We start from the raw sequence: 11075 nt of genomic DNA on the forward strand, positions 1-11075 counted from the left end.
TAGGCGGCCGCCTGCAGGCTGTGGGCGGCACCCAGCCCTGCCAAGATGGCGGCAACACCCTCAGCGTGTCCGAGCGCATCCTCGCCTGTGTCCAGCAGCCGTCCGTCAAGCAATGGCTGCGCGAAGACGCGGGCACGCTGCACATCGCTCAGCGCAGCTTGGCCTGCCGGATCAACCCTGGCCTCAGCCTCTTGCTGCAGATCGGCCAGCGCCATGATGGGCGCAGGCTGTGAGGTGGTCGTGGTCTTCAAGAGCGTCTATTCGGCCTGGCAAGTCGTGCCACTTCAGTTCAGCAGGAAACGCCCAACGACTTCCAACTGCTCGGGGGCGATGAGCGTAGGCGCATGCCCCACACCGTCGAAGGCCACCGTGGTCGCCTTGGGCCCGCGGCGCGACATTTCAGCGGCCGTTTGTGCGGTTACGAGGTCACTTTGCGCGCCCCGCACCAACAGGGTCTGCGCGGTGATACGGTCCCAGGCCTGCCACATCTGAGCCTCACCGGCGGCGGCCATCTCGGGGGTGACGGCCTTGAAGGGAACCGCGATCGAGGGGTCGTATCGGGTCACCCATCGGCCTTGTGCGTTCTGCTTGAGATGGGCGCGGTTGAGGGCATCCCACTGCTCGGGCGTGTGCGGCCCGAACCCCGCGCAGATCAGTCGCATGGCATCAGCGGCCTCGTCAAAGCTGCCCCAAGTGACGGGCTCACCCACGTAGCGTCCGATACGCTCTAGCGCACCAAACTCGATGCGCGGCCCCACATCGTTGAGCACGAGACGGCGCACCGGGCTGTTCGGCAATGAAGACAGACCCATCCCGATCAGCCCCCCCATGGAGGTTCCGACCCAGTCGACCGTCTGCGCATTCAGCCGCGCCAGCAGCGTCACCATATCGGCCACGTAGGCGGGGACCACATAGCCCATGGGATCAGGCAACCAGTCCGACTCTCCCCTTCCCGCCACATCCGGACACACAACCCGATAGTGTTGGCACATCGCCCGCGCCAGCGTATCGAAGTCACGCCCCTGTCGCGTCAGGCCATGCACACACACCAGCACGCGCGAATTGGTCGGGTCGCCCCACTCCCAATAGGCCATGCGGTGCAGCCCACGGGTATTGAGGCACTGCACATGGTTCAGGCGAGGTTCTTCCATATCAGGTCGAGCGCAGACGAGCCACACGAGGCGGCAATTGATAATCGCGCCAATGCTAACAAGGCCCCGGCAGGGCAAGAAGGATCCTCACATGTCCATCAACGGAAAAGTCGCATTGGTCACCGGCTCCACCAGCGGGATCGGCCTGGGCATCGCCCAAAGCCTGGCCCGACAGGGCGTACACCTGATGCTCAACGGCTTCGGGGACGCCGAGGCTGCCAAGGCCGCGGTACTCGCCGTGGCCCTGTCGGGGGTTCGCGTCGACTATCACGGCGCCGACATGAGCCGCCCGGACCAGATCGAAGACCTGATCAGGCACACCGAAGCAAGCTTTGGGCGTCTGGACATCCTGGTGAACAACGCCGGCATCCAACACGTGGCGCCGATCGAGGAGTTTCCGGTGGAACGCTGGGACGCGGTAATCGCCATCAACCTCACCTCGGCCTTCCACACGACGCGCCTGGCACTGCCCGGCATGAAGGGGCGCAACTGGGGCCGTATCCTGAACATCGCCTCAGCCCACGGTCTGGTGGCCTCGGCCAACAAGTCGGCCTATGTGGCGGCCAAGCATGGTCTGGTGGGCTTCACCAAATCGGTGGCCCTGGAGATCGCCACCAGCGGCGTGACGGCCAATGCTATCTGCCCCGGCTGGGTACTGACCCCGCTAGTGCAAAAGCAGGTGGACGCGCGAGCGCTGGCGGACGGCGTGGACGGCGAAGAAGCCAAACGCCGCCTGCTGGCGGAAAAGCAGCCATCGCTGCAGTTCACCACGCCCGAGCAGCTGGGCGAGCTGGCCGTGTTCCTGGGCTCGGAGGCCGCCAGCAATGTGCGGGGGGCGGCCTACTGCGCCGTCCAGCCGCCATCCAGGGCCCAGGACTGCCCCCGCACATTGCTGGCGGCCTCCGAGCACAGGAACACGGCCAGCTCGCCCAGCTGCTCGGGCGTGGTGAACTGCAGCGAGGGCTGCTTCTCGGCCAGCAACTGCTTCTTGGCTTCTTCGTTGCTGAGGCCGGCCGCCGCGGCGCGGGCATCCACCTGTTTCTGTACCAGCGGGGTGAGCACCCAGCCGGGGCAGATGGCATTGACCGTCACGCCCGTGGTGGCGGTTTCCAGGGCCACGGCCTTGGTCAGGCCCACGATGCCGTGCTTGGCCGCCACATAGGCCGACTTCTCTGCCGAGGCCACCAGGCCGTGCACCGAGGCGATGTTCAGCACCCGGCCCCAGCCGCGGGCCTTCATGCCTGGCAGGGCCAGCCGGGTGGTGTGGAAGGCCGAGCTCAGGTTGATGGCGATGATGGCATCCCAGCGCTCGGTGGGGAACTGGTCCACCGGCGCCACATGCTGAATGCCGGCGTTGTTGACCAGGATGTCGCAGCCGCCGAACTCCTGCGCCACATAGGCCATCATGGCTTCGATCTCGGCGGGCTTGCTCATGTCCGCCCCGTGGTAGCCGACGCGGATGCCCGGCGCCGCAGCGCTCACCTCGGCCTTGGGGCCCTCGGCATCGCCAAAGCCGTTGAGCACGATGTTCGCACCCTGGCGGGCCAGGGACAGTGCAATGCCCAGACCGATACCGCTGGTGGAACCGGTGACCAGGGCGGTCTTGCCTTTCAAGGACATGAAAATTCCCGGGGGTTGTTAGGATGGGTGCCAAGGATACAAAACAATGCCGCAAGCCCGCCTCCACCATGTGCAATGTCTCAGCGTCGCCGGGCTGCATCGCATGGCCTACTGGGAGTGGGGCGAGCGCAGCAACCCTCGGGTGCTGGTCTGCGTGCACGGGCTGTCGCGCCAGGGGCGGGACTTCGATACCCTGGCCTGCGCACTCAGCGATCGCTACCGGGTGATCTGCCCGGATGTGATGGGCCGCGGCGAGTCGGACTGGCGGCCCGATCCCGCGCTTTACCAGATCCCGGTCTATGTCGCCGATATGGTGGCCCTGCTGGCGCGTCTGGATGTCGAGCGCGTGGATTGGCTCGGCACCTCCATGGGCGGCCTGATCGGCCTGGGTTTGGCGGCGCTGCCCGGCAGCCCCATTGATCGCCTGGTGCTCAATGATGTGGGGCCGAGCCTGGAGTACGCCGCCTTGCAGCGCATCGGCAGCTATCTGGGGCAACACATGTGTTTTGCCGATGTGGGCGAGGGCGCTGCGCATCTGCGGGAGATCTCGCCGGGCTTCGGCCCGCACAGCGACGCCGAGTGGCTGGCACTGTCGCGCCCCATGTTTCGAGCACGGCCCGAGGGCGGTGTGCGCCTTCACTATGATCCGTCCATCGCGGCCCCCTTTGCCGCGCTGACGCCGGAGCTGGCTGCGGCCGCAGAGCTCGCGCTCTGGCGGGCCTATGAGGCGCTGCGCTGTCCGACCCTCTTGCTGCGTGGCGCCGAATCCGACTTGCTGACCCGCGCCACGGCCGAGGCCATGACGCAGTGTGGCCCGCGGGCCCTGCTGCACGAGTTCGCCGGCGTGGGGCATGCACCGACGCTGATCCGGCCCGAACAGATCGCGGTCGTGCGTCAATTCTTGAAGTAGCAGTGTTTCGATGAAGACAGGATTGCCCAGCCCGGGCGAGCAGGCCGCCGCCATCGTGGCCCTGGCCGACAAGGATTTGCAGGACGGCGGAGCCGGTCAGGTGGCGCGCGCGCGGGCCTTTGCCGAGCCCTTGCTTTCGGGGCAGGCGCTGGACACCGGAGAGGATGCCCTGGCCCATGCCGATGGCGTGGCAGCCCTGCTGGCCGGCGTGGGCGCGGCGCCTGCCATGCAGGCCGCCTCTTACCTCGTCTATGCCGGCGACTATCTCAACAAGCCCGAAGAAATCGTGGCCAAGGCCTTTGGCGAGAGCTATGCCAGCCTAGTCACGCACACCCGCAAGCTGGTGCAGATCCAGCGCGCCGCGCGCGAGGGCGAGGCCTTGCTGTCCGAGGGCGGCGGCAAGGATGCTGCCGAGCAGCGCCAGCAGCAGACCGAGCGGGTGCGCAAGATGCTGCTGGCCTTCTCGCGCGATCTGCGCGTGGTGCTGCTGCGCCTGGCCTCGCGCCTGCAGACCTTGCGCTACTTTGCCGCCAGCAAGACGGCCTGCCCGCAGGCGATTGCGGCCGAGTCCCAGCAGGTCTTTGCCCCTCTGGCCAATCGCCTGGGCATCTGGCAGATCAAGTGGGAGCTGGAGGATCTGTCCTTCCGCTTTCTGAAGCCCGAGGCCTACAAGGAGCTGGCCCGCGCCCTGGACGAGAAGCGTCTGGAGCGTGAGCAGCGCGTGGAGGCCACGCGCAGTGCCGTGGAGAACGATCTGCGCGCCCAGGGCTTGCAGGCCGAGGTGCAGGGGCGCCCCAAGCACCTCTACAGCATCTGGAAGAAGATGCAGGGCAAGAGCCTGTCCCTGGACCGGGTCTTTGATCTGCGCGCCCTGCGCGTGATCGTGCCCGAGGTGGCCGACTGCTACGCGTGCCTGAGCCGCCTGCACGAGCTCTACACGGCCGTGCCCGGCGAGTTCGACGACTACATCGCCCGCCCCAAGCCCAATGGCTATCAGAGCCTGCACACCGTGGTCATCGGACCGGACGGACGGACCATGGAGGTGCAGATCCGGACCCGTGCCATGCACGAACATGCCGAGCATGGGGTGGCCGCCCATTGGGCCTACAAGGAGGCTGGTGCACGCGGCTACGCGGGCGTGGTGGCGGCGGGCGACTTCGAGGAGCAGGTGGCGGCGGCGCGCAAGGCTGTGCTGCGCCAGCTGCTGGCCTGGGAGCGGGAGTTCGCCCAGAGCGAGGATGCGGTCTTTGACGATCGCATCTACGTCTTCACGCCGCAGGCCACCGTGGTCGAGCTGTGCAAGGACGCCACGCCCATCGACTTTGCTTACACGCTGCACACCGACCTGGGCCACCGTTGCCGCGGCGCCAAGGTCGATGGACAGATGGTGCCGCTCAACACCCGGCTGAAGAACGGTCAGACCGTGGAGGTGATTGCGCTCAAGGAGGGCGGGCCCTCGCTGGACTGGCTCAACACCGAGCTCGGCTATCTGCAAAGCCAGCGCGCCCGTGCCAAGGTGCGGGCCTGGTTCAATGCGCAGGTGCAGGCCCAGACCATCGCCAAGGGGCGGGAGCTGGTGGAGAAGCTGCTGCAGCGCGAGGGCAAGACAGCCACCAAGCTGGAGGACCTGGCCTCGCGTCTGGGCTTCAAGAGTGCCGATGCGCTCTTTGAGGTGGTGGGCAAGGATGAATACTCGCTGCGCAATATCGAGACCTTGTTGCGCCCCCCCGTGCCCGAGGCCGATGAGGATGAGCTGCTGGCCCAGCGTCGCACCAAGAGCAGCAGCCAGAGTGCAGCGCCTCGCGGCGGTGTGCTGGTGGTGGGGGTGGATTCGCTGCTGACCGGTCTGGCCCGCTGCTGCCGTCCGGCACCGCCCGACCTCATTGGCGGCTATGTCACCCGGGGCAAGGGGGTCGCCATCCACCGCAGCGACTGCAGCAACTTCCGTGAGATGGCGCGCAGCGCGCCGGAACGCGTGATCGCCGTGGCCTGGGGTGAGCGTCCGGAAAAGGGCGCCGTCTATCCGGTGGATGTGGTGGTGGAGAGCAATGACCGCCAGGGTCTCTTGCGCGACATCCTGGAAGTCTTTGCCAAGGAAAAGATGAACGTCACCGCGGTGAACACCCAGTCGCACAAGGCCGGCCACAAGGCCGCGCCGCGTCTGGCCAAGGGCGATACGGCCTGGATGAGCTTCACGGTAGAGGTCAGCGACTCGGCCCGCCTGGCCCAGGTGCTGCACAACCTGGCCCAGATCAACGGGGTGCGCGGTGCCCGGCGTCGCTAGCGCCCAAGTGTGAAAAACTGGCGTGATCGCCGTGCGAGTTTTGGGAAGCCGGATTTCCGCGCTATACTAGCGAGCTCTTCAGGCGCGTAGCTCAGTTGGTTAGAGCACCACCTTGACATGGTGGGGGTCGTTGGTTCGAATCCAATCGCGCCTACCAAATCTGCTGAACAAGCTTCACGGGTTTGGAAATGTTTTGAAGAGCAGCTGCACTGGACGGAACGCGCAAGCGCTTCGGCAGCACCAAGAATTCCAGGCGCGTAGCTCAGTTGGTTAGAGCACCACCTTGACATGGTGGGGGTCGTTGGTTCGAATCCAATCGCGCCTACCAGATTCGGTAGCAACACCTCGGCACACGAAAGCCCGGCTGCATCAGCATCCGGGCTTTTTGCTTGGCGGGTCCATGTTTCAGCGTGTCGGCGGCGCCCGTCGGTGGGGCCATCCGTGAAGATGCCCATGCGCATGGCATCGCGCAGCGTCAACAATGCGCGCTCGCCAAACTGCCCTGCATTGCGCCCATGATGTTGTTGCCCCGCCTGCTTCGCCCCCTGCTGCTTGTTCTGGCGGCGCTGGCACTCGGTGGGGGCGCTCGGGCGGCCGATGGCCCCTCGCTGGCCCGCATCAAGGCCACGGGCGTGGTGGTGATCGGCTACCGGCCCGCCTCCCTGCCTTTTTCCTATCTGGACGACAAGCTCAAGCCCATAGGCTATTCCATCGAGCTCTGCGATCGTGTGATCGCGGCGCTCAAGGTGCGGCTCAAGCTGCCCGAGCTGGAGACCAAGCGCATTGCCGTGAGCTCGGCCACCCGTATGCCCCTGGTGGCCAATGGCACCCTGGACATGGAATGCGGCATCACCACCCACACGGCGGAGCGTGCGCGCAGCCAGGCCTTTTCGATCACCACCTTCGTCACCGAGACCAAGCTGATGTCCCGGCGTGCGGACGCCTTCCAGACGCTGGCTGATCTGCGCGGCAAGTCCGTGGTCTCCACCATCGGGACGACCAGCATCCAGCATCTGCATGCGGTCAATGAACAGCAGGATCTCGGCATACGCCTGATCGCGGGCCTGGACGACCCCGAGGCCTTTCATCTGCTGCAGACCGGTCGTGCCCGCGCTTTCATGATGGACGATGTGCTCTTGCGCAGCCTGCAGGCGCAGGTGAGCGGCGGTGAGGGCTATGTGATCTCGGATCGTGCGCTCACGGTGGAGCCGTACGCCATCGGCTTGAGCCGGGATGATCCGGCCTTCAAGCGCATGGTGGACGAGGTGCTGGCCGGTCTTTATCGCAGCGGCGACATCCAGCAGATTTACAAGCGCTGGTTCGAGTCGCCCATCCCGCCCAAGGGCATCAATCTGCGCATGCCCATGAGCGAGGCCTTCAAGCGCGTGATCGCCAACCCGACCGACACGCCCGATCCGGCCTTCTATCGCTGAGCCATCGGCAGCGGCGGCCGCGGCTCAGCGGAAGCTGTCGATATCGATGGCGTGCCGGTGCAACTTGTCGTAGAGCGTCTTCTTGGCGATGCCCAGCAGCTCCATGGCCGCGGGCACCTTGCCCTGAGTGCGGCGCAGGGCCTGCTCGATCAGGGCCTTCTCCACCACATCCATCTGGCGGGCCAGGTTCAGTGGCGGCACGTCCTGCAGCAGGGTGCTGCTGTCCAGATTGTCCAGGGCGAGCACGAAGCGGTCAGCCGCATTGCGGATCTCGCGCACATTGCCCGGCCAGTCATGCGCCATCAGCTCGCGCAGGCCATCGGCGCTGAGCTCGGGGGCGCTGCGCTCATAGCGAGCGCAGGCCTGGGCCACGAAATGCTGGAAGAGCAGGGGAATGTCCTCACGCCGCTCGCGCAGGGGCGGGATGCGCAGGGTAGCCACATTCAGGCGGTAGTAGAGGTCGCTGCGGAACTTGCCCTGCTCGCCCAGCTCGCGCAGATCAGCCTTGCTGGCCGCCACGAAGCGCACATTGATGGGTAGTTCCTCGTTGGAGCCCAGGCGCTCCAGGCGCCGCTCCTGCAGCACGCGCAGCAGCTTGATCTGCAGCGCGATGGGCATGGTCTCGATCTCGTCCAGCAACAGGGTGCCGCCGTTGGCATGCTCGATCTTGCCGATGCGGCGCTTGGCGGCCGAGGTGAAGGAGCCTTGTTCGTGGCCGAAGAGCTCGCTTTCGAACAGGGCCTCGGGCAGACCGCCGCAGTTGATGGCCACGAAGTTGCGGTCGCGCCGCGCGCTCTGGTCATGCAGGCAGCGGGCCACCAGCTCCTTGCCGGTGCCGGTCTCGCCCAGGATCATCACATCGGCCGAGGTGCCGGCCAGGTTCAGTATCTGGCGCCGCAGTTGCTGCATGGCGGGCGAATTGCCGAGCAGGGCTGCCTCGATGCCGTTGGCGCGCTGCAGCTGGGCGCGCAGCTCCTCGGCGGCGCAGCGCAGCAAGCGGGTGTCCAGCGCGCGCTTGGCGGTGTCGATCAGGCGCTCGGGCGCAAAAGGCTTCTCGATGAAGTCGTAGGCACCGTCGCGCATGGCCTGTACGGCCATGGCGACATCGCCGTGCGCCGTGATCAGGATCACCGGAATGGCCGCATCCACCGACTGCACATGCGCTTGCAGCGCTCGCCCATCCATGCCCGGCAGGCGTACATCGGTGATCACGATGATCTGCGCACCGGCGCTGATGTGTGGCAGGGCCTCCTCGGCCGAGCGGCAGGGTATGACGCTCAGTCCGGCCAGCTCCAGGGTCTGGGTCAGGCTGACGCGCACCGGCAGATCGTCCTCCACGAAGACGATGCTGTATCCCTCAAACATGTTGTGTTGCTTCCTCTACGGCATCCCAGGTCACGACGGCCAGATCGAACTCGAAGACCATGCCCTGGGACTGGCGTTCGGCGCGCAGTGTGCCGCCGAACTCGTGCACGATTTTCGACGAGATCACCAGGCCCAGGCCCAGGCCCTCGCCAGCCGGCTTGGTGGTGAAGAAAGGTTCGAACAGACGCGGCAGCAGCGCCTCGTCCAGGCCGCGCCCACTGTCGACCACCCGCACGAGGACCCGATCCTGGCCTTGCGGCAACGCGTCTATGCACAGCACGCGCACCGGCTCCCCCTTCATCGCGTCCAGTGCATTGCCCACCAGATTGACCAATACCTGCTGCAGGCGGTTGGCCTCGCAGTACACCCGCAGTCCGGCCGCCACCCGCAGCTGCAGATCGATGTGCTCGTCGCGCAGCCGATGCTGGAAGAGCAGCAAGGCCGCATGCACCGAATCCAGCAGCGAGACCGGCGCGGTGATGAGCTCGTTGCGTCGTGCAAAGCTCTTGAGCTGGCGCGTGATCTGGCCCATGCGCTCCACCATCTCGTCCATGACCCGCAGGTTCTCGGCCACCACCTGGGGATTGCCGGCCTCCAGCAGCAGCTGGGAGTTGCGGGCGAGGGCGCGCAGGGCCGTCAGCGGCTGGTTCACCTCGTGCGAGATGCCGGCCGACATCTGACCCAGCACGGCCAGTTTGCCGGCCTGCACCAGCTCGTCCTCGGCCTGCAGGCGCTGGGCGATCTGGCGCTTGAGCTCGGCATTGGCATTCAGCAGCTCGGCGGTGCGCATGTCCACCACCCGCTCCAGCTGGGCATGCGCCTGCTGCAGCTCGGCCTTGGCCTGGAAGACCTGGTGCAGGGCGCGGCGACGCGAGGCCAGATAGAGCGCCACCAGGCCCAGACTGGCGCCGAAGGCCGCGCCGCTCCAGCCCGCTTGGCGGGCCTGGCGCCAGACTTCGCTCGGGTCGGACAAGGCCACCATGCGCAGTCCCAGCGGAACCAGCAGACGCTCCTGAGCCAGCAGCAGGGGGCCCTCGATCACCCTGGGCTTGTCCTCCAGGGGCGGAACTCGGACCAAACCTGCATTGCTGCCGGCCAGCCGGCGCGGGTCAACGCCCACACTGGTGAAGGGCGATTCCGGGTAGTGACCGCTCAGGCGCAGCGCCTGCCGTTTGGCTTCGTCGGCCTGGCCCAGCACAAAGAACTTCCAGTAGGGCACCGAACTCATGATGATCACGTCCTGCTCGTCGGCGACCAGCAGGCGCTCTCCCTGGCTGCGCAGGCCCAGATCCACCCAGGTGGCTTCCAGCGGGGCCAGGCTCAGGCGCACCACAATCACGCCCAGCAGCCGCTCCTGCTGGCGTACGGGCTGCAGCAGAAAGAAGTCGCTGTTGCGGCCCTCGGAGTCGGTGGCAAAGAAGTGCCGTCTGTCGCTGGCGATGGCCTCGGCCAGACGCCGCGGCGCGGGGCTGTCGTCGCTGGCGGCCAGCACCCGTGCCTCGGCGTCTGCCACCAGAATCTGCATGGTGCCTGCACGCACGTTCACCCGGGCCAGGGTCTGGTGGGCGCCTTGCCGCAGGCTCCTGTCTTGCGGGTTTCTCAGCAAGGCCTGCAGGCTGTCGTCCACGGCCAGCAGACTGGGCAGATAGCTGTGCCGACCGAGCTCGGCCTCCAGATTGGAGGCATAGAGCTCCAGCCGCTCATTGGCCAGGGCTTCCAGATGGGACAGTCCGGCACTCTCGCTCAGACGCTGGCCCAGCAGCCAGCCCAGCAGCATCAGGGCTACCGTGACATAGCTCAGGAAACTGGGGCGGCTCAGGCGGCGACTCAGTCGCTCGCGCCAGCGGAGCAGGGCGTCTTTCCGAAACATGGGGCGGGGTGCAATGCGGCGCAGTGTGCCGCAGGCGGGCATTCTTTGTGCGTCGCGTCAGCTGCTTTTTGCTGTGAGGCGGAAAACCGCACCGTGCGAAAGGGGCGTTGTGTGGATTTCCGCCCTGTGGCACGCAGCCCCCTGGTGCATCCAGGTGTCAGTCTGTTGAATCCAGCTGCAAACTGGGGTTTGAGCCCGCCCAAACCTCGGTGATTACCCGCGTTCATGGCTTTGTGGCATGTGGATTGCAAACAGCCATGCCCAGTAGGCGGCTCGGCCGTCATCCAACTGAAGGGGCTTTATGGAAATCTTTTTCCAGCAAATCATCAACGGGCTGGTGCTGGGAAGCATGTATGCCTTGGTGGCCTTGGGGTACACGATGGTGTACGGGATCATCAACCTGATCAATTTCGCGCACGGCGAGATCTTGATGGTGGGGGCG

Annotated in this window: 9 protein-coding genes, 2 tRNA genes and 1 pseudogene; 8 read left to right on the top strand and 4 right to left on the bottom strand. The window is 66.2% G+C overall.

What is annotated here, in order from left to right; all coding sequences use genetic code 11:
• Positions 1 to 233, top strand: a 233-nt coding sequence (locus ACK5F2_RS01900) for a hypothetical protein (protein ID WP_409862372.1), incomplete at its 5' end; no start/stop codon positions are given.
• Between the two features lie 51 nt (positions 234 to 284).
• On the opposite strand, the gene ACK5F2_RS01905 is transcribed toward ACK5F2_RS01900, so the two are convergent.
• Positions 285 to 1151 (bottom strand): alpha/beta fold hydrolase, encoded by an 867-nt coding sequence (locus ACK5F2_RS01905; protein ID WP_409862374.1) that lies wholly within the window; start codon positions 1149 to 1151, stop codon positions 285 to 287.
• Positions 1152 to 1242: 91 nt separating this feature from the next.
• On the opposite strand from ACK5F2_RS01905, the pseudogene ACK5F2_RS01910 reads away from it, so the two are divergent.
• Positions 1243 to 1995 (top strand): annotated as a pseudogene (locus ACK5F2_RS01910) (3-hydroxybutyrate dehydrogenase); the annotation flags it as partial.
• Here the strand turns inward: ACK5F2_RS01910 and ACK5F2_RS01915 are convergent.
• Positions 1992 to 2771 carry a 3-hydroxybutyrate dehydrogenase gene (locus ACK5F2_RS01915; RefSeq protein ID WP_133605322.1) on the bottom strand — a complete coding sequence of 260 codons (780 nt, stop codon included), beginning with the start codon at positions 2769 to 2771 and terminating at the stop codon, positions 1992 to 1994. The pseudogene ACK5F2_RS01910 and the gene ACK5F2_RS01915 sit on opposite strands and share 4 nt — an antisense overlap.
• 46 nt (positions 2772 to 2817) lie before the next feature.
• On the opposite strand from ACK5F2_RS01915, the gene ACK5F2_RS01920 reads away from it, so the two are divergent.
• From ACK5F2_RS01920 to ACK5F2_RS01940, 5 genes are all read left to right on the top strand, one after another.
• Positions 2818 to 3681, top strand: coding sequence for an alpha/beta fold hydrolase (locus ACK5F2_RS01920; protein ID WP_409862376.1), 864 nt, complete (start codon positions 2818 to 2820; stop codon positions 3679 to 3681).
• 10 nt (positions 3682 to 3691) lie between these two features.
• Positions 3692 to 5965 carry a RelA/SpoT family protein gene (locus tag ACK5F2_RS01925; protein ID WP_409862377.1) on the top strand — a complete coding sequence of 758 codons (2274 nt, stop codon included), beginning with the start codon at positions 3692 to 3694 and terminating at the stop codon, positions 5963 to 5965.
• An 80-nt stretch (positions 5966 to 6045) separates the two neighbouring features.
• A tRNA-Val gene (locus ACK5F2_RS01930) sits at positions 6046 to 6122 on the top strand.
• A 94-nt stretch (positions 6123 to 6216) separates the two neighbouring features.
• Positions 6217 to 6293, top strand: a tRNA-Val gene (locus ACK5F2_RS01935).
• 187 nt (positions 6294 to 6480) lie between these two features.
• Entirely contained in the window at positions 6481 to 7398 is a 918-nt protein-coding gene (locus ACK5F2_RS01940) for an amino acid ABC transporter substrate-binding protein (protein WP_409862379.1), read from the top strand.
• 24 nt (positions 7399 to 7422) lie between these two features.
• Here the strand turns inward: ACK5F2_RS01940 and ACK5F2_RS01945 are convergent, their stop codons facing one another.
• Together ACK5F2_RS01945 and ACK5F2_RS01950 are read right to left on the bottom strand one after the other, a co-directional pair.
• Positions 7423 to 8763 carry a sigma-54-dependent transcriptional regulator gene (locus tag ACK5F2_RS01945; RefSeq protein WP_409862380.1) on the bottom strand — a complete coding sequence of 447 codons (1341 nt, stop codon included), beginning with the start codon at positions 8761 to 8763 and terminating at the stop codon, positions 7423 to 7425.
• Positions 8756 to 10633: an ATP-binding protein gene (locus ACK5F2_RS01950; protein ID WP_409862382.1), complete on the bottom strand. Its 1878-nt coding sequence runs from the start codon at positions 10631 to 10633 to the stop codon at positions 8756 to 8758. The genes ACK5F2_RS01945 and ACK5F2_RS01950 overlap by 8 nt, the downstream gene beginning before the upstream one ends.
• A gap of 301 nt (positions 10634 to 10934) precedes the next feature.
• On the opposite strand from ACK5F2_RS01950, the gene ACK5F2_RS01955 reads away from it, so the two are divergent.
• On the top strand, positions 10935 to 11075 hold a 141-nt coding region (locus ACK5F2_RS01955; protein WP_409862383.1), incomplete at its 3' end, for an ABC transporter permease subunit.

The sequence above is a fragment of the Roseateles sp. genome (assembly GCF_046300915.1).
In the GTDB taxonomy this organism is placed as follows: domain Bacteria; phylum Pseudomonadota; class Gammaproteobacteria; order Burkholderiales; family Burkholderiaceae_C; genus Kinneretia.